The 24,144-nt window shown below is 68.2% G+C and carries 27 protein-coding genes; 26 read left to right on the forward strand and 1 reads right to left on the reverse strand.

Features of this window, described 5'->3' with window-relative positions; genetic code table 11:
- Nucleotides 1–68: 68 nt before the first annotated feature.
- From ESP70_RS00145 to ESP70_RS00270, 26 genes are all read left to right on the forward strand, one after another.
- Nucleotides 69–674 carry a sortase domain-containing protein gene (locus tag ESP70_RS00145; RefSeq protein ID WP_149687378.1) on the forward strand — a complete coding sequence of 202 codons (606 nt, stop codon included), beginning with the start codon at nt 69–71 and terminating at the stop codon, nt 672–674.
- A 151-nt stretch (nt 675–825) separates the two neighbouring features.
- The gene (locus ESP70_RS00150) at nt 826–1,413 is read left to right on the forward strand and encodes a superantigen-like protein SSL4 (protein WP_149687379.1); all 588 of its coding nucleotides are present in this window, start codon (nt 826–828) and stop codon (nt 1,411–1,413) included.
- Nucleotides 1,414–1,575: 162 nt separating this feature from the next.
- The gene (locus tag ESP70_RS00155) at nt 1,576–2,595 is read left to right on the forward strand and encodes an AurF N-oxygenase family protein (protein ID WP_149687380.1); all 1,020 of its coding nucleotides are present in this window, start codon (nt 1,576–1,578) and stop codon (nt 2,593–2,595) included.
- A 34-nt stretch (nt 2,596–2,629) separates the two neighbouring features.
- Complete coding sequence (locus ESP70_RS00160; RefSeq protein WP_149687381.1) at nt 2,630–4,348, forward strand: FAD-dependent oxidoreductase; 1,719 nt, start codon at nt 2,630–2,632, stop codon at nt 4,346–4,348.
- Nucleotides 4,349–4,382: 34 nt separating this feature from the next.
- Nucleotides 4,383–5,273, forward strand: a complete 891-nt coding sequence (gene pdxS, locus ESP70_RS00165) for a pyridoxal 5'-phosphate synthase lyase subunit PdxS (protein WP_056214400.1) — start codon at nt 4,383–4,385, stop codon at nt 5,271–5,273.
- 205 nt (nt 5,274–5,478) lie between these two features.
- A complete protein-coding gene (locus tag ESP70_RS00170) occupies nt 5,479–6,012 on the forward strand; it encodes an alternate-type signal peptide domain-containing protein (protein WP_149687382.1) in 534 nt (177 codons plus the stop codon).
- A 74-nt stretch (nt 6,013–6,086) separates the two neighbouring features.
- Entirely contained in the window at nt 6,087–6,620 is a 534-nt protein-coding gene (locus ESP70_RS00175) for a signal peptidase I (RefSeq protein WP_246161723.1), read from the forward strand.
- Entirely contained in the window at nt 6,607–7,218 is a 612-nt protein-coding gene (locus tag ESP70_RS00180) for a TasA family protein (RefSeq protein WP_149687384.1), read from the forward strand. Before ESP70_RS00175 ends, ESP70_RS00180 begins: the two co-directional genes overlap by 14 nt.
- Nucleotides 7,215–8,162: a signal peptidase I gene (locus ESP70_RS00185; RefSeq protein WP_149687385.1), complete on the forward strand. Its 948-nt coding sequence runs from the start codon at nt 7,215–7,217 to the stop codon at nt 8,160–8,162. Before ESP70_RS00180 ends, ESP70_RS00185 begins: the two co-directional genes overlap by 4 nt.
- Nucleotides 8,163–8,304: 142 nt before the next feature.
- Nucleotides 8,305–8,772, forward strand: coding sequence for a S24/S26 family peptidase (locus ESP70_RS00190; protein ID WP_149687386.1), 468 nt, complete (start codon nt 8,305–8,307; stop codon nt 8,770–8,772).
- Nucleotides 8,773–9,178: 406 nt separating this feature from the next.
- Nucleotides 9,179–9,700, forward strand: a complete 522-nt coding sequence (locus ESP70_RS00195; protein WP_149687387.1) for an alternate-type signal peptide domain-containing protein — start codon at nt 9,179–9,181, stop codon at nt 9,698–9,700.
- A 92-nt stretch (nt 9,701–9,792) separates the two neighbouring features.
- On the forward strand, nt 9,793–10,347 hold the full coding sequence (locus tag ESP70_RS00200; protein WP_149687388.1) for a signal peptidase I: 555 nt from the start codon (nt 9,793–9,795) through the stop codon (nt 10,345–10,347).
- Entirely contained in the window at nt 10,344–10,973 is a 630-nt protein-coding gene (locus tag ESP70_RS00205) for a hypothetical protein (RefSeq protein WP_149687389.1), read from the forward strand. Before ESP70_RS00200 ends, ESP70_RS00205 begins: the two co-directional genes overlap by 4 nt.
- Complete coding sequence (locus tag ESP70_RS00210) at nt 10,966–11,559, forward strand: TasA family protein (RefSeq protein WP_149687390.1); 594 nt, start codon at nt 10,966–10,968, stop codon at nt 11,557–11,559. Before ESP70_RS00205 ends, ESP70_RS00210 begins: the two co-directional genes overlap by 8 nt.
- On the forward strand, nt 11,559–12,572 hold the full coding sequence (locus ESP70_RS00215; RefSeq protein ID WP_149687391.1) for a signal peptidase I: 1,014 nt from the start codon (nt 11,559–11,561) through the stop codon (nt 12,570–12,572). Before ESP70_RS00210 ends, ESP70_RS00215 begins: the two co-directional genes overlap by 1 nt.
- A gap of 31 nt (nt 12,573–12,603) precedes the next feature.
- Complete coding sequence (gene pdxT, locus ESP70_RS00220; RefSeq protein ID WP_149687392.1) at nt 12,604–13,203, forward strand: pyridoxal 5'-phosphate synthase glutaminase subunit PdxT; 600 nt, start codon at nt 12,604–12,606, stop codon at nt 13,201–13,203.
- A gap of 15 nt (nt 13,204–13,218) precedes the next feature.
- The gene (locus ESP70_RS00225) at nt 13,219–13,980 is read left to right on the forward strand and encodes a YebC/PmpR family DNA-binding transcriptional regulator (RefSeq protein WP_149687393.1); all 762 of its coding nucleotides are present in this window, start codon (nt 13,219–13,221) and stop codon (nt 13,978–13,980) included.
- Nucleotides 13,981–14,065: 85 nt separating this feature from the next.
- Nucleotides 14,066–14,605, forward strand: a complete 540-nt coding sequence (ruvC, locus tag ESP70_RS00230) for a crossover junction endodeoxyribonuclease RuvC (protein WP_149687394.1) — start codon at nt 14,066–14,068, stop codon at nt 14,603–14,605.
- A complete protein-coding gene (gene ruvA, locus ESP70_RS00235; RefSeq protein ID WP_149687395.1) occupies nt 14,602–15,192 on the forward strand; it encodes a Holliday junction branch migration protein RuvA in 591 nt (196 codons plus the stop codon). Before ruvC ends, ruvA begins: the two co-directional genes overlap by 4 nt.
- Nucleotides 15,192–16,238: a Holliday junction branch migration DNA helicase RuvB gene (gene ruvB, locus ESP70_RS00240; protein WP_149687396.1), complete on the forward strand. Its 1,047-nt coding sequence runs from the start codon at nt 15,192–15,194 to the stop codon at nt 16,236–16,238. The genes ruvA and ruvB overlap by 1 nt, the downstream gene beginning before the upstream one ends.
- Nucleotides 16,239–16,387: 149 nt before the next feature.
- Complete coding sequence (gene yajC, locus ESP70_RS00245; protein ID WP_188110423.1) at nt 16,388–16,681, forward strand: preprotein translocase subunit YajC; 294 nt, start codon at nt 16,388–16,390, stop codon at nt 16,679–16,681.
- The gene (gene secD / locus ESP70_RS00250) at nt 16,681–18,318 is read left to right on the forward strand and encodes a protein translocase subunit SecD (protein WP_149687398.1); all 1,638 of its coding nucleotides are present in this window, start codon (nt 16,681–16,683) and stop codon (nt 18,316–18,318) included. The genes yajC and secD overlap by 1 nt, the downstream gene beginning before the upstream one ends.
- A complete protein-coding gene (gene secF, locus ESP70_RS00255; RefSeq protein ID WP_149687399.1) occupies nt 18,318–19,415 on the forward strand; it encodes a protein translocase subunit SecF in 1,098 nt (365 codons plus the stop codon). Before secD ends, secF begins: the two co-directional genes overlap by 1 nt.
- A gap of 85 nt (nt 19,416–19,500) precedes the next feature.
- A complete protein-coding gene (locus tag ESP70_RS00260) occupies nt 19,501–19,971 on the forward strand; it encodes a hypothetical protein (RefSeq protein WP_149687400.1) in 471 nt (156 codons plus the stop codon).
- Between the two features lie 71 nt (nt 19,972–20,042).
- Complete coding sequence (locus tag ESP70_RS00265; protein ID WP_149687401.1) at nt 20,043–20,573, forward strand: adenine phosphoribosyltransferase; 531 nt, start codon at nt 20,043–20,045, stop codon at nt 20,571–20,573.
- A 171-nt stretch (nt 20,574–20,744) separates the two neighbouring features.
- On the forward strand, nt 20,745–23,045 hold the full coding sequence (locus ESP70_RS00270; RefSeq protein ID WP_149687402.1) for a RelA/SpoT family protein: 2,301 nt from the start codon (nt 20,745–20,747) through the stop codon (nt 23,043–23,045).
- Nucleotides 23,046–23,133: 88 nt separating this feature from the next.
- Here ESP70_RS00270 and ESP70_RS00275 read toward each other — a convergent pair whose 3' ends face one another.
- Nucleotides 23,134–24,102, reverse strand: coding sequence for a hypothetical protein (locus ESP70_RS00275; RefSeq protein WP_149687403.1), 969 nt, complete (start codon nt 24,100–24,102; stop codon nt 23,134–23,136).
- Nucleotides 24,103–24,144: the final 42 nt, after the last annotated feature.

The raw sequence follows: 24,144 nt of genomic DNA on the forward strand, positions 1-24,144 counted from the left end.
AGTTGTAAGAAGCAGGGGCGTCAGGTGCTCCCACTCGTGTAGGCACACGAGACCCGGAGGCACCTGGCATGAACCGCATCGTCCGCACCACTCTCGTCACCGCGGTGTCCGTCGCCGCGCTCGGAGGGCTCGTCGGCTCGGGCCGCACCGCGCCCGAGGTCCGCACGCCTGAGCCGGCACCCGTCCAGGCCGCGCCGCCGCCTCCACCGGTGTCCGTACGCCATGAGGCCCGTCCCGTCGGCCGGCCGACCCATCTGTCGATCCCGGCGATCACGGTCAGCGAGCGCCTCCATGGCGTCGGTCTCAAGGCGAACGGCGCCATGCAGACCCCCGACTTCGGCGACGCCGGCTGGTACGACCTGGGGCCGCGCCCCGGCGCCCCGGGCCCGGCTGTGCTCGTCGCCCACGTCCACGGCCCCGCGGGCGACGACGTGTTCGCCCGGCTGCACGAGCTGGCGCCGGGGGACCGCGTGACGGTCGAGCGTACGGACGGCCGGTCGACGTTCGTCGTCGAGTCCGTGGAGCGGGCCGGCAAGGACCGGCTGCCGTACGACCGGATCTGGAACGAGACCGACCGCTCCGTGCTGCGCCTCATCACGTGCGGCGGCACGCCGGACCCGGTGACCCGTATGTATCCCGACAACACGATCGTCTTCGCCCGCTTGGCGCCCTGACCTGCGATTTCACACCTCAGCAACAGCTGTCCGGAAAAACGTCCAGAAAAGTTGCAAGGACATCGGGGGTCTCGTGCTCCTACATCCGAGCAAGCAACAACCACAGCCACCACCACACCAGAAGCACCACCGACCAAGAGGAGAACATGACATGAACGCCACCATCCGCAACCTGATCGTCGCCGTCCCGCTGGCCACCGCCGCGCTCACGATGGTTCCGGCCGCCGCCATGGCGACCGAGCCCGGCCCGGTCATCATCGTCCCGCCGCACACCGACCCGCAGCCCGATCTCGACATCAAGGCCCCGGCTCCGAAGCCGGAGGTTCCCGAGGACAAGGCTCCGGCTCCCAAGCCGGCCGACCCGAAGGGTCCCGGCAACCTGAGCGATGCCCCCAAGCCCGAGGGTCCTGACGACAAGGTCGGCCCCGCGCCGAAGCCCAACGACCCCAAGGGTCCCGGTGACCTCACCAACCCGGAGCCCTGCCCGACGCACGGCGTCGACTGCACGCCCGACAGCGACGAGCCGAACGATGGCGACGACGGCGAGTCGAAGAACTCGGTCGACGATGTCGTCGACACCCGGGACACGGTCGAGCTGCCGAACCGCATCGATGCCGGCCTCGCCTCCGAGCAGCAGGACGCGGGCCTCGACCTGGCCTGGCTGTTCGCCGGTGGCCTCGCCGTGACCGCTTCAGGTGCCGCGTTCGCGGTGCGCCGGCGCACGCGCGGCAACGCCTGAGCCACCCAGACCGAAGGGCCTCGCACCGTCCAGGGGTGCGGGGCCCTTCGCTGTGCAACGACCCCTGTGAAAAGCGTGACACTCCCTATGTGACATCGTCGTTGACACATACCCTCGGTATGGCGCATGCTGACGGAAGAACCGACTGACGAGGAGCCCCAGATGTCCCAGACGCTCGACCACGTGGAAGACCTGCCCGACATCCCGGTGGACGTGACGCCCGAGCAGTACGCCGACATCCTCGAAGGGCTGTCGCAGGCGTCGGTCGACCGCCACTTCGACGCGTTCATCGACGTGCCGTGGAGCGATCCGGACTTCCAGGTCCACCACGACGACCCGCGCTGGGTGCTGCCGGCCGACGTCGACCCGCTCGGCGCCCACCCGTGGTACCAGTCGCAGTCACTGGCCCGGCAGATCGAGATCGGGCAGTGGCGCCAGGCCAACATCCTCAAGGTTGGCCTGCAGTTCGAGAACATCCTGATCCGCGGCATCATGCAGTACGTCTTCACGCTGCCCAACGGCTCGCCGGAGTACCGCTACCTCACGCACGAGGCGACCGAGGAGTGCCACCACACGCAGATGTTCCAGCAGACCGTCAACCGCATCGGGGTCGACGTCGCCGGCATGCCGTGGCTCATGCGCAAGGTCGCCGGAATCCTGCCGTTGGCCGGTTCGGCGGTGCCGTTCGCGTTCTTCATCGGGGTGCTGGCGGGTGAGGAGCCGATCGATCACACGCAGAAGGGGATCCTGCGCAGCGGCAAGGACCTGCCGCCCGTCCTCTCGCGCATCATGGAGATCCACGTCGCCGAGGAGGCGCGGCACATCTCGTTCGCGCACCACTACATCCGGCGCAACGCCTCGCGGCTCGGCCGCGTCGAGAAGTTCGTCATCTCGCTGCTGTTCCCGGTCATCATGCGCGTGCTGTGCGACGTGATCATGGTGCCGTCCAAGGCGTTCCGCAAGGAGTTCGGCATCCCGCGCAAGGTCATGAAGGACCTCTACTGGAGGGCGCCGGAGTCCCGCGAGCGCCTGCAGGAGCTGTTCGGAGACGTGCGCATGCTGGCCGACCAGTCGGAGCTGCGCAAGAACCGGATGGCCCGCTGGATGTGGAAGCTGTGCCGCATCGACGGTCGCCCGTCGCGCTACCGCAGCGAGCCGCCCGTCGCGTTCTCCCAGGGTTGAGAGTGACTGAGCGCCAGCGAAGGAGCCATGCGTCGTGAGCCATGTCGTCACCCAGGCGTGCTGCGGCGACGCGTCGTGCGTCTTCGCCTGCCCGGTCAACGCGATCCACCCGACGCCCGACGAGGCCGACTTCGGCCTGGCCGAGATGCTCTACGTCGATCCCGTCTCGTGCGTCGACTGCGGCGCGTGCGTGAGCGCGTGCCCGGTCGGCGCGATCGTCCCTGACACCAAGCTGCAGGAGGCCCAGCTGCCGTTCGTCGAGGTCAACGCCTTGTTCCACGGAGCTGGCCGGGAGCACCCGGCGCAGGCGCCGGTGACACCGATCCTCGCGAAGGATCCCAGCCGAGGCGGCCTCCGTGTGGCGATCGTCGGCTCGGGACCGGCGGCGCTCTACGCGGCCGACGAGCTGTTGAAGCGGCCGGGGGTCGACGTCACCGTGGTCGACCGGCTCCCCACACCGTACGGGCTGGTCCGCGCCGGAGTCGCGCCGGATCACCAGCACACCAAGGCGATCGACGAGCTGTTCCGGCAGGTCGAGGACCAGCCGGGGTTCGCGTACGCGCTCAACGTCGAGGTCGGGGCGGACGTGACGCATGACGAGCTGCTCGAGCACCATCACGCGGTGGTCTATGCCACGGGAGCGTCGCAGGACCGGGTGCTCGGCCTGTCGGGGGAGCAGCTGCCCGGCAGCGCAACGGCGACCGACTTCGTGGCTTGGTACAACGGGCACCCCGATCACGCCGGCGACGACGTCGACCTGAGCAGCGAGCGCGCCGTCATCGTCGGCAACGGCAATGTCGCACTCGACGTCGCTCGCATCCTGGCGACGCACCCCACTCGGCTGGTGTCGACCGACATCGCGGACCACGCGCTCGCGGCGTTGCGAGAGAGCGCCGTGCGAGAGGTCGTGCTGCTCGGCAGGCGCGGCGCCGCGGAGGCCGCGTTCACGCTCCCGGAGCTCATCGGGCTGCTGGGCCGCGACGACATCGACATCGCCGTCGAGGGCGCCGACCTGACGCGGCCGGTCGAGGACGTCATGATCGGCCAGAAGCTGTCGGCCCTCCGCGCGGCTGTCGCCCGGCCGGCGCGCGAAGGCAACCGGCGCATCGTGTTCCGCTTCGCGACGTCTCCGGTCGAGCTCCTCGGCGACGACCGCGTCACCGGCGTGCGGGTCTGCCGCAACGAGCTGGTGACCGACGACGGGATCGTGCGCCCGGTGCCGACCGATGACGTCATGACGATCGAGACCGGCCTCGTGCTGCGGTCGATCGGCTATCGCGGTGTGCCCGTCGCCGGAGTCCCGTTCGACGAGGAGACCGGCACGATTCCCCACGCCGGGGGACGTGTCAACGGGTCCGCAGGGACGTACGTCGTCGGGTGGATCAAGCGGGGACCGACGGGATTCATCGGCACCAACAAGACGTGCGCGCAGGAGACCGTCGAGCACCTGATCGCCGACTTCAATGCGGGGCTGCTCGCCGATCCGTCGCGCGACGGGTTCGCCGCGTTCGTACGCTCGCGCGTGCCGGATCACGTCGACGTCAGGGGGTGGCGCGCGATCGATCGTGCGGAGCGGCTCGACGGTGCGCGGCAAGGCCGTCCACGGCGCAAGCTGACCCGCGTCGGCGACCTGCTCGGGGCCGCTGCGAGCGGGCCTGAGGAGCGGCGGCGGTGGCGGGATCTGGCCCGGCGTCGCGGCGTACGTCCGGCAGTTGTCCACCGCGTGGAGGCGAGCTCGTCCCGAGTAGACTGAGGACGATCATCCAGGCACATCAAAGGACACAGCAGTGAGCAACGAGGCAACCGGTACGTCGCGGGTCAAGCGCGGCATGGCAGAGATGCTCAAGGGCGGCGTGATCATGGACGTCGTCAACGCCGAGCAGGCCAAGATCGCGGAGGATGCCGGCGCGGTCGCCGTGATGGCGCTGGAGCGCGTACCCGCCGACATCCGTTCGCAGGGCGGCGTTGCCCGGATGTCCGATCCCGACCTGATCGACGGCATCATCGAGGCCGTCTCGATCCCGGTCATGGCCAAGGCCCGCATCGGTCACTTCGTCGAGGCGCAGGTGCTGCAGTCTCTCGGCGTCGACTACATCGACGAGTCCGAGGTGCTGACCCCGGCCGACTACGCCAACCACATCGACAAGTGGCAGTTCACGGTGCCGTTCGTCTGCGGTGCGACCAACCTCGGCGAGGCGCTTCGCCGGCTGACCGAGGGCGCGGCGATGATCCGCTCCAAGGGCGAGGCCGGCACCGGTGACGTGTCCAACGCGACGACGCACATGCGCCAGATCCGTGCGCAGATCCGCCGCCTCGGCTCGTTGTCCGAGGACGAGCTGTTCGTCGCGGCCAAGGAGCTGCAGGCCCCCTACGAGCTCGTCAAGGAGGTCGCCGAGAACGGCAAGCTCCCTGTGGTGCTCTTCACCGCCGGCGGCATCGCGACCCCGGCCGACGCCGCGATGATGATGCAGCTCGGCGCCGAGGGCGTGTTCGTCGGCTCGGGCATCTTCAAGTCCGGCAACCCGGCTCAGCGCGCCGAGGCCATCGTCAAGGCCACCACGTTCTTCGACGACCCTGACGTGATCGCCAAGGTCTCGCGCGGTCTGGGTGAGGCCATGGTCGGCATCAACGTCGACGACATCCCCGAGCCCCACCGGCTGGCTGAGCGCGGTTGGTGAAACGCAACCACTAGGCGTCACCTCTTGAGACGGCCGGGACTCTTTCGGGTCCCGGCCGTCTCTGTCTGCTCCTGACCTCTGGGTAGTCAGTTCGAGTCATCTTTTCCCGATTGCCTGCCAGGCGGTGCCCTGAGGGTGCACGCTCGACGTGGGAGATCGACTGCGCGACCCCTCTGGTGCGCAGCGATGAAAGAGGGAGTAACTCATGAAGAGGTCTACTAAGGGCGCCCTGGCGGCGTCCGCCGCCGGCATTCTGCTGCTTGGCGGAGCCGGTTCGCTCGCGTTCTGGAACGCCGACGTCAGCGTGCCGGGTGGCGCGATCGCGGCCGGTGAGCTCAAGCTGTCGACGCCGGACTGCGGCGCAGGCTGGCTGCTGGACGACGGCGAGTCAGCGCCGAACGATCCGTACGAGCCGGGCGACAAGGTCGTCCCGGGCGATGTCATCACCAAGGTCTGCACGTTCGACATCACGGCGACGGGTGATCACCTTCGCGCGACGCTCGATGTCACCGGTGGGGGATTCGCCGCCACCAACGCGCTGACGGACGATCTCGACATCGTCGCGACGTACCAGATCGATGGCGTCGACATCCCGGCCGAGATCACCGAGGCCAACGGCGGCGACACCGTCACCGCGACGATCGCCGTCACGTTCGACTCGGGCTCGCTCAACGCGACGCAGACCTTGTCGGCGACGCTCAACGCGGTCACGATCGCGGCGCAGCAGGTCCACAGCTGATCTGATCCGGTCCGCCTCCAGGGGGCGGGCCGGCTCGGGGACCCACGATGTCGACACATCGCAACGAACGACCTGTGCGGGGATGGCTGATCCAGGCCATCTCCTGGTTCGTCATGTCCGCATTCCTGCTGGTGCTCGTCGTCTCGGTGCTGGTGCCGCGGTTGGCGGGCGCCACGCCCTACACGATCCTCACGAGCTCGATGCGGCCCGGCATGCCGCCCGGGACGTTGGTCGTGGTCAAGCCGGTCGACGCGTCGGACATCGCGATCGGCACCGTCATCACGTACCAGCTGGAGTCCGGCGAGCGGGACGCCGTCACCCACCGCGTCGTCGGCATCGGCTTCGACGGGCACGGCGAGCGCATCTTCCGCACGCAGGGCGACGCGAACGGCGCGCCCGATCCGGCGCCCGTCAGGCCGGTGCAGGTCAAGGGCGAGCGGTGGTACGCCATCCCGTACCTCGGCCGCGTGACGAACGTGTTGACGAATGCGCAGCGGCAGACCGCCGTGGTGATCGTCGCCGTCGGTCTGCTCGGCTACGCCGCCGCGATGTTCACGGCTGCAGCGCGGTCTCGAGGCCGCAAGGAGGGCACGCATGTCCAGTCATAGGCGCACCACGCGGAGCCGTATGCCGTCGGTGCGGGTCCGCGCACTGCTGAGCCTGGGTGTCGCTCTGGGCATCGGCTCGGTCGGCACGTTCGCCTCGTGGACCGACGACGTGACGGTCAGCGGCACCACGTTCACGGCCGGCACGCTCGACCTGCAGGTCAACAACTCCGACTCGTACGCCACCACGACACTGAGCATGAGCGCCATGGTGCCGGGCACGACGTCGGCGGAGGTGCTGACCGTCAAGAACAACGGGACCGTCCCGTCGAAGTACACCTTGACCGGCGGGCTCACCGGCACCAACGCGGCCGACTACAACGCGGCGGCGGCAAACGGGCTGCTGCTGACGGTCCGCCTCGGCGGCGCCAAGTCAGGTGCCACGTGCACGGGTGGCACGGCACTGGTCACGGACCAACCGCTGACCAGCACGACGACGACCACGATCCTCGCCAAGCGCCCGAGCACGGCGCTGACCGCTTCTGGCGGCAACGAGGTCCTGTGCTTCCAGGTCAAGCTCTCCGACACCGCCCCCAGCAGCTTGCAGGGCAAGACGGCGACAGCCACGTTCACCGCAACCGGCACCTCGGACATCTCATGACCGGGCGCAGGTTGGTCCGCGGCACTCGCGAGGCCGCCCTGACCGGGGGCGCAATCCTCGGCTGTGTGTGCCTTGCCGCGACCGTGGCGGGGTACGCGTTCGGGATCACGCCGTTGGTGTTCCGCTCCGGGTCGATGTCACCCGCGATCCACACGGGCGACCTCGCCGTCGCGCGTACGGTCGACGCCCGGTCGTTGGACGTCGGTGACATCGTCTCGGTGATCAATGCGGACGGTCATCGGGTGACCCATCGCCTCCGCGACATGTCGGCCGAAGGGGATGCTCGACAGCTGACCCTGCAGGGCGACGCCAACCAGGCTCCGGATGCCGAGGTCTACACCGTGACCCGCGCCGAACGGGTGCTCTTCGACGTCCCGAAGGCGGGATATGTCGTCAGCGCCGCGTCGGGTCCCGGAGGACTGTTCGTGCTCGGGGCATACGTGACCGGGATGCTGGTGCTGGCCTTTCGACGGCGACCCCCGGACGATCCGGTCGCACCGACGAAGCGCGGGGGAGCGCGCAAGGCAGGGCGCCGCACGAGGGTGGCGGCCCGCTCCGCGGTCGTCGCGGTCACCGGTGCCACGCTGGCCGTGGCCGCTCCGGCGTCCGCGGCCTTCTGGACGGATCCGGCACCCGTCACCGGCACGAGCCTGACGGCGTACACCCTGCCGGCGCCGGCGACGTTCACCTGTGGGGGACTCGGCGTGCTCTCCGTGACGTTCAACTGGGCAGCAGTCACCGGAGCGACCGACTACACGCTGCACTACGGACCGGGCGGAGCGACGACCAAGACCGTGACGGGCACCTCGACCAGCATCACGTCGGCGATCAGCGGCGGTACGGCCTGGATCGTGGCGAATCGCGGCTTCACCTCGACGACGTGGAGCTCGGTCGCCTCCACCACCCGGAGCTACACCGTTGCCGTCGTCAGCCTCTGCAGCTGACGGGGCCGACGCGTCAGGGCGGGCCGCCGATAGAGTCTTCGCCGGGTGGGAGACCCGAAGGGACGCGATGCCTCACGTGGGACGACGCAGGGCCAGATCAGGCCCGCGGACCGGTGGCTTCTGGCGCACGACCCTTCTCAACGTGGGGGCGGCGCTGGGTGTCGTGTGCCTGCTCGCGGCCGGGCTCGGAGCGGCACTCGGCGTGACCCCCATCGCCTTCCGCTCCGACTCGATGGCACCGGCCATCTCCTCGGGCGACCTGGCCCTGGCGAGGAGCGTCTCGGCCGGCGACATCGGCAACGGCGACATCGTGAGCGTGTCCGACCGCCAGGGCTCCCGGGTGACCCATCGCGTGGTCCAGGTCGAGCCGTACGGCAGCAGCATCCGGCTGACGCTCCAGGCCGACGACAGCGCGGCGCCCGACGCCGAGACGTACGACGTGACGTCGGTCGAGCGGGTCTTCGTCTCGGTCCCGCTCCTCGGGTACGTCTTCGGTGCGGCCGGCGGCCTGGTGGTGATCGGCATCGGTGGGGTCTTCGTGGCCTGCCTCGCCATCGTGGTCTTCGTCCCGCGGCGGAAGATCGCCGGCACGCGACGCGCCGTCGACTGAGGTTGTGGCGAAGTCGCGATTCCGCACTGATACCGCGTATGATTCGTGGTGATCGCCGCGCTGAAGTATGGGAGTGCTTCGCAAGGTGCGGTGATGGAACAGAGGGAGCACGACCCCTGCACGGACGCTCTGCGTCCCAGGCGTGCTTGCCTCCGTCGAACCCGATCGGGAGGGATATCCGAGAGGGAGCGGCGGCGGTGGCGTATCCCCTGGAGATTCGTCTCTCACGCCGCCGCCGTCGCCTGACGGACTGCGCATGGCTCCTCTGACCCATTCGGACAAGCCGTCTAGTCCCTTTGAGTCATCTTCTCCCCATTGCAGTGTCCTTGTGGTCCACGTCTCGTTTGTCGAGTGAAAGCAACGCGTGACCTGCCCGGGTCGCGCCGAACTCGGATGGGACTCCCACATGAAGAAATCCACCAAGGGCGCACTCGCTGCCGCCGCCGCAGGCACGCTGCTTCTCGGCGGCGCCGGATCGCTGGCCTTCTGGAACGCGACCGCGACGATCGACTCGTCGAGCGTCAACGCCGGCTCGCTGACCTTGACCGACGACGACTGCTCGGACTGGATCCTGGACAACGGCGAGGACGTCGGCGGAGTTGCCCTCGTCGACTCGATCGTCCCGGGCGACCAGCTCACCAAGACCTGCACGTACAAGATCACCGCGACCGGTGATCACCTCCGCGCCACGCTCGGTGCCAGCGGCGGAACCCCGTCCGGTGACCTGGCCGGCGTCGTCACCGTCACCCCCTCGTTCGACGTGGACGGCAACACCGTCACCGAGATCACCGAGGACAACGACGGCGACACGCTGACGGCCAAGATCGTTCTCGACTTCCCGTACGGCACGGGCGTCGACAACGACACACAGCTCGATCAGCTGAACCTCAGCGACTACGTGGTCACGGCCACGCAGGTTCACAACTGATCGATCAGTAGGTATCCCTCCCTGGCAGGGGTGCCGGCGCACGCCGGCACCCCAACGCCAGGGACACCTGACATGACACGAAACGGGGACGCATGAAGAGCACCGCTGGATGGATCGGCCAGGTCGTCTCCTGGTTCGTCATCTTCGCGATGCTCGCTGTCCTCGCGGTCTGTGTCCTGATCCCCAGGCTCGGCGGCGGCACGCCGTACACGATCCTGACGGGCTCCATGAAGTCGTCCTTGCCGCCCGGAACCCTCATCGTCGTCAGGCCCACGCCGGCGAACGAGATCAACATCGGAGACGTCATCACCTTCCAGATCGAGACCGGCAAGCCGGCTGTCGCGTCGCACCGGGTCATCGGCAAGACCGTTGCCGACGACGGCACCCCGCGTCTCATCACCAAGGGCGACGACAACGCGGCCGCGGATCCCGATCTCGTACAGCCGGCGCAGATTCGCGGCAAGCTCTGGTACTCCGTCCCCGTCCTGGGTCGGGCCAACACCCTTCTCGACAGGTCCCAGCACCAGACGCTGGTGATCTCGGCCGGTGGCGCGCTGCTCGTCTATGCCGCGTTCATGCTCGTGTCGGCCGCCACCGACTCCCGCGCGCCGCGCGCCGCGCGCCGCAAGACGGAGGTCGTCGCATGAAGCGCCTCCTGACCCTCGTGCTGGCGATCGGCCTCGTGCTCATCGGCGGCCCGGCTTCCGCGGCCGACGAGATCGGCCTCAGCCGCGACGGCGTGACGTTCACGTCCTCGCTCAGCGGCTCCCTGTTCGACTCGGCGTTCATCTGGGTGCCAGGAGACGTCGAATCGGAGACGTTCTACGTACGCAATCAAGGTGGCGACACGGCTCGGCTGACGGTCGACATCATCGGCGAGCAGATCAGCGACCTGATCGAGTCGGGCGACCTGCACGTCACGGCGACCAGTGGCAGCCACAGCACGACCGTCTCGGCTCCCGGCGACCACCGGCTCCTGAGCATCCCCGGCGTCAAGGCCGACCAGATCGTGCCGGTGACCGTCACGGTCGCCTTCGACGAGGCATCGACCAACGAGACGCAGCTGCTCTCGAGCGACCTCACCTTCCGCATCAACCTCAAGCAGACCTCGGCCGTCCTGGGCGAGGACGACGAAGACGACGACGGCCTGCTGCCCGACACCGGGGCCCTGACCCCGCTGTGGCTCGCGGGCCTGGCCGCCATCTGCATCGGCAGCGGTGCCGCACTCATCTCACGACGACGCACTCACACAGAGGGAGCCTCCCATGGCTAAGCACTCCACGTCCCGACTCCGCCGCGCTGCGAGGGGCCTGCGATCGACGCCGGTCCGTGCCGTGCTCAGCCTTGGCGTCGTGTTCGGCCTGGGTGCCGTGGGCACGCTGGCCTACTGGACGGACACCGCGGCCCTGGCCGGCGGCACGTTCACGGCCGGCACCCTCGACATCAAGCTGTCAGGGGTCGACAACAACCCCGCCGCGTTCACGACGAGCTTCGCGATGACCAACATGCAGCCCGGTGACAGCAAGGCGGCGAGCGTCTCGGTCCAGAACGCCGGCAGCCTCGACTTCACCTACACCGCGACGGGCACGGCACCCGGCGCGCTGAACTCGACCTTGGTGTTCCGGGTCGTCCCGGGCGGCACGGTCTCCGGCGGCACCTGCACCGGTGGGACCCAGACGTACAACGCGAGCCTGACGGCCGGCAACACCGGCGTCATCACGACGAACCGCCCGCTGGCTGCCGGTGCGAACGAGTCGTTCTGCGTCAGCGCCTCGATCCCGTCCGGCGCCACCACCGGTCAGGGCCTGTCGACCACGGCCTCGTTCACCTTCAACGCGAAGCAGGTCGGAGCCCCGTAATGAAAGAGCCCAACATGCGGCTCGTCTACGTGCAGAATTCGGAGACCCGAGCCGAGCGGCGCAAGCGTCGCCGTCGTGCCCTGTTCTCCCTGCGCGCCGTGCGCGAGGTCGTGCTGACCGTTGGTGCGATCCTCGGGGTGCTCTGCCTCGTGAGCGGTGTCGCGGCGATCGCGTTCGACATCAAGCCGATCGTGTTCCAGTCCGGCTCGATGGCGCCTGCCGTCGACACCGGCGCACTGGGCATCTCCCGCACGGTGCCGGCCAGCGACCTCAAGGTCGGCGATGTCGTCACGGTGCGTACGGGCACTGGCGTACGCGTGACCCACCGCATCAAGGACATCAGCCATTCCGGCGACAAGGCGACGTTGGTGCTCAAGGGTGACGCCAACAAGGTCCCCGACGACAAGGTGTACGTCGTGAAGTCCGCACCGCGCCTGCTGTTCGACGTGCCCAAGGCGGGATATGTCGTGTCGTTCATCTCGGGGCCGATCGGCATCTTCGCCGGCGGGCTCATGGTGGGCGTCGTCCTGCTGACGGTCTTCCGACCCGGCAACCCACGCTCCAAGAGCAAGGGCGGCGGCTCCCGCAAGGCGTTCTCCGCGGCTGCTGTGATGATCATCGGCACGAGCGTCACCGGGGTCTTCAGCGGCGCGCAGACGCAGGCCTACTACACCGACAGCGCGACGGCGACGTCCGGGACGTTCAGCGGCGCAGCTGCCGTGGTGATCACGAACTGCACCACGAGCGGCAACAGTCTCACGATCACCTGGACGGCTCCGGTCAGCCCGACGACGTGGGAGTTCCGCTACGCCTACACGACGCCCGCAGGCGGCACCGAGGTCGACTCGTTCGCCGGCTCGCTGCGGACGAGGACGTCGTCGACGAACCTCAACAACAAGGCCGGCACCGTGACGCTGGTCGGGATCTTCCCGTCGCCGACGGGTGAGAAGACGTCGTTCACGTACGCGTTCTCCGGCAATGGTGCCAACCGCTCCTGCACCCTGGTCCCGTAGGCGTCGATCTCGTCGCCGGTAGGCTCGTACGGTGGCTTCCCCATCGATCGGCGTGTTCGCGCTGCAGGGCGACGTGCGCGAGCATCTTCGTGCCCTGGGCGACCTCGGCGTGCCGGCGTTCACGGTGCGCCGGCCCGAGGAGCTCGAGCGGTGCGACGCCCTGGTGCTGCCGGGTGGGGAGTCGACCACGATGTACAAGCTCGCCCGCTCGTTCGACCTCTTCGAGCCGCTCGCCGCGCGCATCCACGGTGGGATGCCGACGTTCGGCACATGTGCGGGCATGATCATGCTCGCCGACCGCATCGAGGACGGGATCGCCGGCCAGGAGACGCTCGGTGGCCTCGACATCACGGTGCGGCGCAACGCCTTCGGGCGCCAGGTCGACTCGTTCGAGGGCGACATCGAGTTCGACGGGTTCAGTGAACCCGTGCACGCCGTGTTCATCCGCGCGCCATGGGTCGAGACCCTCGGCCCGGACGTGCAGCCCCTCGCCACGATTCCTTCCGGCGAGGCCGCCGGTAGAATCGTGGCCGTTCGGCAGGGCAACCTGATGGCGACGTCGTTCCACCCCGAAGTCGGGAGCGACGACCGCATCCATCGTTACTTCGTCGACCTCGTCAAGCAGTCGTAGAAAGAAGGCACCCTCATGTCAGGCCACTCCAAGTGGGCGACGACCAAGCACAAGAAGGCCATCGTCGACGCCAAGCGCGGCAAGATGTTCGCCAAGATGGTCAAGAACATCGAGGTCGCGGCCCGCATCGGCGGACCCGATCCTGAGGGCAACCCCACGCTCTACGACGCGATCCAGAAGGCCAAGAAGTCCTCGGTGCCCAAGGACCACATCGATCGCGCGGTCAAGCGCGGTGGTGGCGTGGGCGACGACGCCGTCGACTACATCACGATCATGTACGAGGGCTATGCCCCGGGCGGCGTCGCGCTGCTCGTCGAGTGCCTCACCGACAACCGCAACCGCGCCGCGATGGAAGTACGCACCGCGATGACGCGCAACGGCGGCACGATGGCCGATCCGGGCTCGGTGTCCTACATGTTCCACCGCAAGGGCGTCATCATGGTGCCGCAGGAGCAGGAGGGTGGCGCGACCAACGAGGACGACGTCCTGATGGCCGTGCTCGACGCGGGCGCCGAGGAGGTCAATGACCTCGACGGCTCGTTCGAGGTCATCTGCGAGGCGACCGACCTGGTGGCCGTACGCACGGCGCTGCAGGAGGCCGGGCTCGACTACGACTCGGCGGACGCCTCGTTCGTACCCACGGTGACGGTCGAGGTCGACGTCGACGCGGCGACCAAGGTCATGCGGCTGATCGACGCGCTCGAGGACAGCGATGACGTGCAGAACGTCTTCGCCAACTTCGACGCCTCCGACGAGGTCATGGCGCAGGTCCAGTAGCCGTTTGGCCTCGGCGCGTCGCCCACAGCCTGAGGGAGTCGCCGTCTAGGCTGTCGAACATGCGTTCGGTATGCGTGGTGCGGCGATGAGGGTTCTCGGCATCGATCCCGGCCTCACCCGGTGCGGTGTGGGTGTCGTCGACGGCTCGGTCGGCCGGCCCCTGACGATGGTGCACGTGGGCGTCTACCGCACGCCGGCCGACCTCGACATCGCCAAGCGCCTCCATCAGCTGGAGCAGGCGGTCGAGGCGGGCATCCTCGAGCACCGCCCCGATGTGGTCGCGGTCGAGCGGGTCTTCAGCCAGCACAACGTCCGCACGGTCATGGGCACGGCCCAGGCCAGCGGCATCGCGATGGTCGTCGCGGCCCGTCACGGCATCCCGGTGCAGCTGCACACCCCGAGCGAGGTCAAGGCCGCCGTGACCGGCAGCGGCCGCGCCGACAAGGCACAGGTCACGCAGATGGTGACCCGGCTGCTGCGACTCACCTCCGCCCCGACGCCCGCCGACGCCGCCGACGCGCTGGCGCTGGCGATCTGCCACATCTGGCGCGGGGGAGCGCAGACCCGGCTCCAGGCCGCTGTCGAGGCTCAGTCACTACGCACCTCCGGCACGGCGAGCCGATGATCGCGCACGTACGCGGCCCGGTCGCCGCCGTCACCCTGACCTCGGCCGTCATCGACGTCGGCGGCGTCGGCATGCAGGTCATGTGCACGCCCAGCACGATCGCGTCGCTGCGCATCGGCCGCGAGGTGCAGCTCGCCACCTCGATGGTGGTCCGTGAGGACTCGCTCACGATCTTCGGCTTCGCCAGCACCGACGAGCGCGACATGTTCGAGCTCGTCCAGACCGCGAGCGGGGTCGGCCCCAAGGTCGCCCAGGCCATGCTGGCCGTGCTCGATCCTGACCGGCTGCGCCAGGCGATCGGCCAGGGCGATCTCGCGACGCTGACGTCGGTGCCCGGCATCGGTCGCAAGGGCGCCGAGCGCATCGTCGTCGAGCTCAAGGACCGGGTCGGCGTCACGACGATCGCGGCCAGCGGCGCTCCCGCGTGGCGCGACCAGGTGCACGAAGCGTTGCTCGGGCTCGGCTGGTCGGCTCGTGACGCCGACGCCGCCCTCGAACGCGTCGCCGCAGACCTCGAGCCCGGAGCCAGCCCCGACGTCTCGACCGTGCTGCGCGACGCGCTCCGCACCCTCTCCAAGGCCCGCTGATGGACGAACGCGAAGAGTTCGAGGCGATCGTCGCCGAGGCCGGCCCCGAGGACCGGGCGTTCGAGGCGGCCCTGCGGCCCCGCACGCTCGACGAGCTGATCGGCCAGGAGCGCGTGCGCGAGCAGCTCTCCCTCATGCTCGAGGCGGCCGTGGCTCGCGGACGTACGCCCGACCACGTGCTGCTGTCGGGCCCACCGGGGCTCGGCAAGACCACGATCGCGATGATCATCGCCCACCAGCTCTCGGCGCCGCTGCGCATCACGAGCGGCCCGGCCATCCAGCACGCCGGCGATCTCGCGGCGATCCTGTCCGGCGTCAACGAGGGCGACGTCCTGTTCATCGACGAGATCCATCGCATGTCGCGGCCTGCTGAGGAGCTGCTCTACATGGCGATGGAGGACTTCCGCGTCGACGTCATCGTCGGCAAGGGCCCTGGCGCCACCGCGATCCCTCTGGAGATCCCGCCGTTCACGGTCGTCGGTGCGACGACGCGCGCCGGGCTGCTGCCCAGCCCGTTGCGCGACCGCTTCGGGTTCACGGCCCAGCTCGACTACTACGGCGCCGACGAGCTGCACCGCATCGTCGACCGTTCCTCCGGTCTCCTCGACCTCGAGGTGACTGCCGAGGGTGGGCGCGAGATCGCGTCCAGGTCGCGAGGCACACCGCGCATCGCCAACCGCCTGCTGCGGCGGGTCCGCGACTTCGCCGAGGTGCGTGCCGGGGGAGTCGTCGACCACACCGTGGCTCGTGACGCGCTGGCGCTCTACGAGGTCGACGAGCTCGGCCTCGACCGGCTCGACCGCGCCGTCCTCGACGCGTTGTGTCGCAGCTTCGGCGGCGGGCCCGTCGGCGTCTCGACGCTCGCGGTCGCCGTCGGCGAGGAACGCGAGACCGTCGAGGAGCTTGCTGAGCCGTTCCTCGTACGCCTGGGATTCCTGGCCCGCACGCCGCGTGGACGCGTCGCCACCCCGGGCGCCTGGCGGCATTTGGGACTCCCTGTCCCTGCCGCGCTCGACCAATTGCCGCTCGACGACGACCCTCGGTGACGCCATACGCATGAGCCAGGTCACGGTCGCTGCGTCGAGGGGTTAAACTTCCCGAGGCTCCGGCGCTAGACTGCGCGGCGGCCCATGGCACTCAGCCGAGCCGTCCACAGGCGGCGGGCATCTCCGAACTCGTACGGGAGCATCAAAGCGTGAAAGATCTGGGCGTACTCCTGCCCCTCATCCTCCTCATCGCGGGGTTCTACTTCCTGGTGCTCCGCCCGGCGCGGGCGCGTCAGCAGTCGTTCGTCAAGGTGCAGTCCGAGCTGGCTCCCGGCGCGCGCGTCATGATCGCGAGCGGCATCTTCGGCGACATCGTGTCCGTCGGCGACGACACGATCGAGCTGCGCGTCGCCGCCAACACGGTCATCACCGTCAAGCGCCAGGCCGTTGCGCAGGTCATCCCGGCCGAGGGACCCGAGACCGAGACGAGCACTGACGACTGATGGCGACCACTCCCAAGAACCGGGGCAACCTGCCGCGCCCCCGACGCACCTTGGTGCTGTTCCTCGCGGCGATCATCGCGCTCTACGGGCTGGTCGCACTGATCAACCTCGACAACAAGAAGGGCGATGACAGCGCCTGGAAGCCCAAGCTGGGTCTCGACCTCGAGGGCGGCACGCGCATCACGCTGGAGGCCAAGGCCAACCAGGGCAAGGTCACCAAGCCCAAGCTGGACCAGGCCCGCGACATCATCGACCAGCGTGTCAACGCCACAGGCGTGACCGAGGCCGAGGTGACGACGCAGAGTGGCAACCAGGTCATCATCGAGATCCCGGGCGAACGCAAGGCGGGCATCGTCGACCAGGTCGGCAAGACCGCCCAGATGCGCTTCCGCCTGGTGTGGACCCAGAACCTCACGAGTGCTGCCAAGAAGGTCGACACCAGCGCCGAGCAGAAGATCATCGACGGGATCGACTGGAGCAAGGTGTCGCTCGACCAGATGATCAAGGCCGAGACGACCGGGCTCGCCGCGTTGCCCAAGGACGTCCAGCCGGGCATCGCCGCACTGCAGAAGCAGGCAGCCGGCTTCGTGTGCACCCCTGGCGGCGTCCAGGTCGAGGACGTCTCGAGCAAGCCCCTCGTCACCTGTGACACCAAGACCGGCGAGGTCCAGATCCTCAGCCCGGCCGTCATCGAGGGCTCTGAGGTCAAGAGCGCCAACCAGCAGTACAACACCCAGACCGCTCAGTGGACCGTGCAGATCAAGCTCAAGGGCAAGGGTTCTGACGTCTTCGAGACTGTCACCAAGGCGTTGACGCCGGCGCAGAACCGCTTCGCCATCGTGCTCGACGGCGAGATCATCACCGCGCCGTCGTCGCAGGCGGCCATCACCAACGGCGTCTCGGAGATCACCGGCAGCTTCACGCCGACATCGTCCAAGGCACTTGCGGACCAGCTCAAGTACGGCGCCCTGCCGCTGACGTTCGGCGTGAACGGCAGCGAGGAGATCGGCCCGTCGCTGGCCGGCACGCAGCTCCACGCTGGGCTGCTCGCCGGCGTCATCGGCCTGATCCTCGTCGTGGTCTACTGCCTCTTCTACTACCGCGGCCTCGGCCTCGTCATCATCGGCTCGCTGCTCGTGGCGTCCGCCCTCACGTACGTGATGGTGCTGCTGCTCGGCAAGGGGATGGGCTTCACCCTGACCTTGCCCGGCATCGCCGGACTCATCGTCGCGATCGGCATCACGGCGGACTCGTTCATCGTGTTCTTCGAGCGCATACGAGACGAGGTGCGTGACGGCAAGTCGCTGCGCCTCGCGGTGGAGGCCGGCTGGGTACGGGCACGGAGCACGATCCTGGCAGCGGATGCAGTGTCGATCCTCGCGGCGCTGACGCTGTTCATCTTCGCGATCGGCGTCGTCCGCGGGTTCGCGTTCGCTCTTGGTCTCACGACCCTGATCGACGTGTTCGTGGTCTTCTTGTTCACCAAGCCGCTGGTGTCGCTGCTGGCGCGTACGAAGTTCTTCGGTCAGGGCCACAAGCTGTCGGGCCTCGACGCGGCGCACCTCGGCATCGAGGGTCGCAAGGTCTCGCAGATCGCCCGCACCGCAGAAGCCCGCACCACTGGAGAGGTCAACTGATGGGCCGCATCAGCGCATTCGGACAGCACCTGTACGAGGGGCGCGTCTCGTTCGACTTCGTCGGTCGTCGCAAGCTCTGGTACTCGATCTCCGCGATCATCGTGATCGTGGCGGCGCTGGCGTTCGTCGTCCGTGGGTTCAACTACGGCGTGGAGTTCAAGGGCGGCGTCGAGTTCACCGCGACGGTCAAGACCGCCAACTCGGCGTCCTCCGACCGGATGGCCAAGGCTGTCGAGGACTCCGGGGTGCCGGAGGCCGGCGATCCGACGGTCCAGACCTCCGGAAGCGACCGCATCCGGATCCAGACCCGCGCGTTGACGCAGGACCAGGCCACCCAGGTCACGAAGTCCCTGACCAAGGCCGGTGCCACCGAGGTCAGCCAGCAGCTGGTCGGACCGACGTACGGCAAGCAGGTCGCCAAGAAGGCCCTGACCGGTCTGATCGTCTTCCTGTTCATCGTCGTGATCTTCATCTGGGCCTATTTCCGCGAGTGGCGCATGTCCGTCGCGGGCATCGTCGCCCTCGCACACGACCTCGTCATCACGGGAGGCGTCTATGCCTTGTCGGGGTTCGAGGTCACGCCGGCCACGGTGACGGGCCTGTTGACGATCCTGGGCTACTCGCTCTACGACACCGTCGTGGTCTTCGACAAGGTGCGCGAGAACACCAAGGGCATCCTCAAGTCGACGTCCAAGACGTACGCCGAGCAGGCCAACCTCGCGCTCAACCAGACGCTCGTGCGCTCGATCAACACGTCGATCACGGCTCTGCTTCCGGTCGGCGCGCTGCTGTTCGCCGGTGCTGCGATCCTGGGCACCGGACCGCTCAAGGACCTCGCGCTCGCGCTGTTCGTCGGCATGCTGGCGGGCACCTACTCCTCGATCTTCATCGCGACACCGTTCGCGTCGCAGCTCAAGGAGCGCGAGCCGGCCATCAAGGCTCAGGCCGCCCGGGTCCTGGCGAAGCGCGCCAAGCAGGTCGACGCGCCGGTCGAGACCCCGGCGCCGGTCGCTCACCGACCGGTGGCTTCCTCGGGTGCCTCGAAGCGCACGCAGCCGTCGCGCCAGCCGAGGTCCAAGCGCGGCAAGGGTCACTAGCCGAGGCCGGACCGTGCCATGCTGTACCCACTGATTCAGTGGCGCGGGGACAGTCCGGGCCACGTCGCATCTTGGAGGAGAACCCATGAAGATCCCCATGGCCATTGCCAGCGCGGTGCTGCTCGCCGGCACCCTTGCTGCATGCGGTGGCGGCGACGGCGGCAGCGGCGGTTCGGGCAGCGACTACTGCAAGGACCTCAAGAAGGCACAGGGATCCTTCGGCGACCTCTCGTCAGGTGACCTCGGCGAGCTCGATGCCGCGTTCAAGACGTTCCACAAGCTGGCCGACGAGGCCCCGAGCGACATCGACGCCGACTGGAAGAAGCTCGACACCGCGCTCGACACGGTCGAGAAGGCCATGAAGGACGCCGGCCTGAAGTTCTCCGACCTCGCCGAGATCCAGAAGGGCAAGATGCCCGAGAACGTCGACCCGTCGAAGCTCCAGGGACTCGCGGCCGAGATGACCAAACTCGGCAGCTCGGACTTCACCCAGGCGTCCAAGTCGATCGAGGCGCACGCGAAGAAGACCTGCAAGGTCGATCTCAGCGGTTCATAAATCACATCGACGGCAGGTCTCGCGGGCACCAGCCGGCGGGGCCTGCTGTCATTCGCCACCCAAGGGAGAACATGAGCGACCTGACCGAGACGATCGACGGTCTCGTGCGCCCCATCGAGGACTGGCCCGAGCCCGGTGTGACGTTCCGCGACATCACGCCGCTGCTGGCCGATCCTGCGGCGCTGGCGGCTGTCATGGACGGGCTCGTCGAGCTGGCCCAGCAGGCCGGCCCGATCGACGCCGTCCTGGGCATCGAGGCGCGCGGGTTCCTGTTCGGCCCCAGCGTCGCGCTGCGCCTCGACGCGGGCTTCGTACCGGTCCGCAAGGCCGGCAAGCTGCCGGCCACCTCGCTGTCCACGTCGTACGAGCTGGAGTACGGCGCGGCGGTGCTCGAGATGCATGTCGACGCGCTCACGCCCGGCGCCCGGGTGCTGGTCGTCGACGATGTGCTCGCCACGGGCGGCACGATGCTGGCGGCGGCCGACCTCGTGCAGCAGGCCGGCGCGACGGTCGCCGGCAACCTCGTCCTGATCGAGCTGCTCGCGCTCGGGGGGCAGGCGCGCCTCGCGCCCGTAGGCTGTGCGAGTCTGCGTACGTACTGAGTCCTCGTCCCAGAATCGAGATCCATGAATCCCCATCAGGTCCGCGTCGTCGCCATCGTCCTGGTTGCCGTGCTGGTGCTGGCCGCCGGTGCCACGTTGATCGACGGTCTGCTGACCTGACCTGCGCGTTGACCGGCTGGCATACCATTGTCAGACACAGTGAGGAACGCGATGGCTGAACGGATCGAGGCGCCGCCGGCCGAGTCGAAGAACGCCGACTCGGCACCGGCTTCTGCGCGCGTCCGCAACCGGTTGGCCCGCATCGGCGGCAAGTCCGGGTCCACCGACGTCGTGCTCGATCCGCTGCTCAAGGTCTATCGCTCGACGCACGCCAAGGGTGACGTCTCGTCGATCCGCAAGGCCTACGAGATCGCCGAGCGCATGCACGAGGGGCAGACCCGCAAGAGCGGCGACCCCTACATCACCCACCCCCTGGCCGTCGCCACGATCCTCGCCGAGCTCGGCATGACCGCGCCGACCCTGTGCGCCGCGCTGCTGCACGACACCGTCGAGGACACCGACTACACGCTCGAGCAGCTGAGCACCGACTTCGGCGACGAGGTCCGGCAGCTCGTCGACGGCGTCACCAAGCTCGACAAGGTCAAGTACGGCGACTCGGCGCAGTCCGAGACGATCCGCAAGATGGTCGTCGCGATGAGCCGCGACATCCGCGTGCTCGTGATCAAGCTCGCGGACCGCCTGCACAACATGCGTACGCTCCGCTATCTGCGGCAGGACAAGCAGGAGCGCATCGCGCGCGAGACGATCGAGATCTTCGCGCCCTTGGCTCACCGGCTCGGCATGAACACGATCAAGTGGGAGCTCGAGGACCTCGCGTTCGCGACGCTGCACCCCAAGGTCTACGACGAGATCGTGCGCCTGGTCGCCGATCGTGCGCCGTCGCGTGAGCAGTTCCTCGAGCGTGTCGTCAGCGACGTCGAGTCCGACCTGCGGCACGTCAAGCTCAAGGCCAAGGTGTCGAGCCGGCCCAAGCACTACTACTCGATCTACCAGAAGATGCTGGTCGGCGGCCGCGAGTTCTCCGACATCTTCGACCTCGTCGGCGTACGCATCCTCGTCGACACGGTCGCGGACTGTTATGGCGTCCTCGGCGTGCTGCACGCGAGGTGGAACCCGATTCCCGGCCGGTTCAAGGACTACATCTCGGTCCCCAAGTTCAACATGTACCAGTCGCTGCACACGACGGTGATCGGCCCGCAGGGCAAGCCCGTCGAGCTGCAGATCCGCACGTACGCGATGCACCGCCGAGCCGAGTACGGCGTCGCGGCGCACTGGAAGTACAAGGAGGACGCCACCGCCGGCAAGGCTGGTAAGGGTCCCGACAAGGACGACATGCTGTGGCTGCGCGAGCTGCTCGACTGGCAGTCCGAGACGGCCGACTCGGTCGACTTCCTCGACTCGCTGCGCTTCGAGATCAACAACGCCGGCGTCTATGCCTACACGCCGCGTGGCGACCTGATCCAGCTCCCGGCCAAGGCCACGCCTGTCGACTTCGCCTACGCGGTGCACACCGAGGTGGGCCACGCCTGCATCGGGGCGCGGGTCAACGGCCGGCTCGTGTCACTGGAGTCCGAGCTCGAGAGCGGCGACGTCGTGGAGATCTTCACGTCCAAGTCGCCCGACGCCGGGCCGAGCCGCGACTGGCTGGAGTTCGTCGCCAGCCCGCGTGCGCGCAACAAGATCCGGCAGTGGTTCACCAAGGAGCGCCGCGACGAGGCGATCGAGCGCGGCAAGGACCTCATCGCCAAGCAGATGCGCAAAGAGGGGCTGCCCCTCCATCGCCTGTTCCGACACGAGACCCTCGACACCGTCGCCAAGGAGCTGCACCTCGCCGACGTGTCGACGCTCTATGCCTCGGTGGGCGAGGGCAACGTCGGCGCCCAGAACGTCGTCGAGCGAGTCATCGACCTCGCTGGTGGCCGCGAGGGCGCCCAGGAGGACCTGGCTGAGGCGACGTCGCTGCCCGGGGTCGGGATGCGCAGGCCGCGCGCCGAGACCCGCGATGCCGGCGTCGTCGTCGAAGGGCTCGATGGTGACATCATGATCAAGCTGGCCCGGTGCTGCACGCCGGTGCCCGGCGACGCGATCGAGGGGTTCGTGACGCGTACGGCTGGCGTCTCGGTCCACCGCACCGACTGCGTCAACCTGATCGCGCTGCGCAGCCAGCCCGAGCGCCTCGTCGCGGTGCACTGGGCGCCGACCGGCAAGAGCACGTTCCTCGTCGCGGTGCAGGTCGAGGGGCTCGATCGTCCCAGGCTGCTGAGCGACATCACGCGGGTCATCTCCGACCAGCACGTCAACATCTTGTCGGCGTCGCTGTCGACGGGCCGCGATCGCGTGGCCAAGTCGAAGTTCACGTTCGAGATGGCCGATCCCAAGCACCTGGGCCACGTCCTGTCAGCCGTACGCACCGTCGAAGGCGTCTTCGACGTCTACCGCCTGACCCAATAACCCCCTCCCGCTGACGAGTCACTCCCGTCGTGCTGAGGAGTCACTCCGGTGGTGGTGAGGAGTCGCGCCGGTGATGGTGAGGAGTCGCTCAGCTCGCCAAGCCAGCACGTTCGGCCCACCAGCGCGATTCACCACGTCCGTGCCCCCACCAACGCGCGATCGGTTTGATACCGAGCAAGTCTCCGAGCTCATCCTCGAACGATGTGTCCGTCCCGAAGAGTCGCGCACGCGTGCCGATCACCCATCGCCACCCGTGCAAGTCGCTGAGGTACTCCCGGCGTTCTCGGTCGTGGGCCACATGGTGTCCGGCGGTATGGAACTCGCGTCCATCAAACTCCGTGCCAATCAGAAGGTCCGGATAGGGAAGATCGATAAACATGCTCCGCCCGAAATCGTCGATGACCTCGAATTGAGGCTCCGGTGGTGGAAATCCCGCGTCGCGAATCCGGAGCCGTTGCCACGACTCGCCAGGGGACTGCATTCGCGGATCCACCATCGTGGCCAGTGTTCGTGCCTGGACAATGCCGCGGTAACCCTTCAGACGGTTGACGTACTCGGTGAGCTCGTCGGGATCGACGAGACCGTCGTGGGCGAATGCATCGGCGGCAGCAAGGGCGTACGGCCGATACAGCTTTCGCAGCAAGTCTGATGCTGTGCGTACCGGAGTGGTGACGTGCACACCGTCGACGAAAGTGATGTCTCTGGCCTTGATGAGCGCCTGGCGAGGGCGTGTCCCAGGTCGTCGAACCCGCGTCGCCCCATGAGCGACAACCAGCGCCGGCTCCAAGTTGTGTCGCTCACGGGGTGGAAAGACATCAAGGCCGTAGAGCCACGCTGCGGTCTCGTCGCTGACAATCGCTTGAGTGGGCGTGACGAGCTTGATGGCGCGAAGGCGATGAGCTCGCGAATCCGGTACTCGTGCATCCACGTAGACACCACGGAAGACCCTTCTCAGTAGTCCGAGGCTGGTCTGCTCGACGAGCGCCGCGTGTGCCATGCCGAGATCTCGAGCCTGTGAGGCTGTGAACGGGAATCCATCGTTGACGAGCGTGGGCATACACGGATGGAACCCTCGCAGCTATCGCGAGGCGACTTCGCC

The organism is Aeromicrobium ginsengisoli (genome assembly GCF_004134905.2).
Taxonomy (GTDB): Bacteria; Actinomycetota; Actinomycetes; order Propionibacteriales; family Nocardioidaceae; genus Aeromicrobium; species Aeromicrobium ginsengisoli.

Excerpts from the sequence above, each read along its gene's own strand:
- ESP70_RS00275 (WP_149687403.1), bottom strand. The coding sequence starts at position 24,102 with ATGCCCACGCTCGTCAACGATGGATTCCCGTTCACAGCCTCACAGGCT.
- ESP70_RS00225 (WP_149687393.1), top strand. The coding sequence starts at position 13,219 with ATGTCAGGCCACTCCAAGTGGGCGACGACCAAGCACAAGAAGGCCATC.
- ESP70_RS00200 (WP_149687388.1), top strand. The coding sequence starts at position 9,793 with ATGAAGAGCACCGCTGGATGGATCGGCCAGGTCGTCTCCTGGTTCGTC.
- ESP70_RS00185 (WP_149687385.1), top strand. The coding sequence starts at position 7,215 with ATGACCGGGCGCAGGTTGGTCCGCGGCACTCGCGAGGCCGCCCTGACC.
- ESP70_RS00180 (WP_149687384.1), top strand. The coding sequence starts at position 6,607 with ATGTCCAGTCATAGGCGCACCACGCGGAGCCGTATGCCGTCGGTGCGG.
- secD (WP_149687398.1), top strand. The coding sequence starts at position 16,681 with ATGGCGACCACTCCCAAGAACCGGGGCAACCTGCCGCGCCCCCGACGC.
- ESP70_RS00270 (WP_149687402.1), top strand. The coding sequence starts at position 20,745 with ATGGCTGAACGGATCGAGGCGCCGCCGGCCGAGTCGAAGAACGCCGAC.
- ESP70_RS00195 (WP_149687387.1), top strand. The coding sequence starts at position 9,179 with ATGAAGAAATCCACCAAGGGCGCACTCGCTGCCGCCGCCGCAGGCACG.
- ruvA (WP_149687395.1), top strand. The coding sequence starts at position 14,602 with ATGATCGCGCACGTACGCGGCCCGGTCGCCGCCGTCACCCTGACCTCG.
- ESP70_RS00265 (WP_149687401.1), top strand. The coding sequence starts at position 20,043 with ATGAGCGACCTGACCGAGACGATCGACGGTCTCGTGCGCCCCATCGAG.
- ESP70_RS00150 (WP_149687379.1), top strand. The coding sequence starts at position 826 with ATGAACGCCACCATCCGCAACCTGATCGTCGCCGTCCCGCTGGCCACC.
- ruvB (WP_149687396.1), top strand. The coding sequence starts at position 15,192 with ATGGACGAACGCGAAGAGTTCGAGGCGATCGTCGCCGAGGCCGGCCCC.
- ESP70_RS00170 (WP_149687382.1), top strand. The coding sequence starts at position 5,479 with ATGAAGAGGTCTACTAAGGGCGCCCTGGCGGCGTCCGCCGCCGGCATT.
- ruvC (WP_149687394.1), top strand. The coding sequence starts at position 14,066 with ATGAGGGTTCTCGGCATCGATCCCGGCCTCACCCGGTGCGGTGTGGGT.
- ESP70_RS00155 (WP_149687380.1), top strand. The coding sequence starts at position 1,576 with ATGTCCCAGACGCTCGACCACGTGGAAGACCTGCCCGACATCCCGGTG.
- ESP70_RS00210 (WP_149687390.1), top strand. The coding sequence starts at position 10,966 with ATGGCTAAGCACTCCACGTCCCGACTCCGCCGCGCTGCGAGGGGCCTG.
- ESP70_RS00215 (WP_149687391.1), top strand. The coding sequence starts at position 11,559 with ATGAAAGAGCCCAACATGCGGCTCGTCTACGTGCAGAATTCGGAGACC.
- ESP70_RS00205 (WP_149687389.1), top strand. The coding sequence starts at position 10,344 with ATGAAGCGCCTCCTGACCCTCGTGCTGGCGATCGGCCTCGTGCTCATC.
- ESP70_RS00260 (WP_149687400.1), top strand. The coding sequence starts at position 19,501 with ATGAAGATCCCCATGGCCATTGCCAGCGCGGTGCTGCTCGCCGGCACC.
- secF (WP_149687399.1), top strand. The coding sequence starts at position 18,318 with ATGGGCCGCATCAGCGCATTCGGACAGCACCTGTACGAGGGGCGCGTC.
- ESP70_RS00145 (WP_149687378.1), top strand. The coding sequence starts at position 69 with ATGAACCGCATCGTCCGCACCACTCTCGTCACCGCGGTGTCCGTCGCC.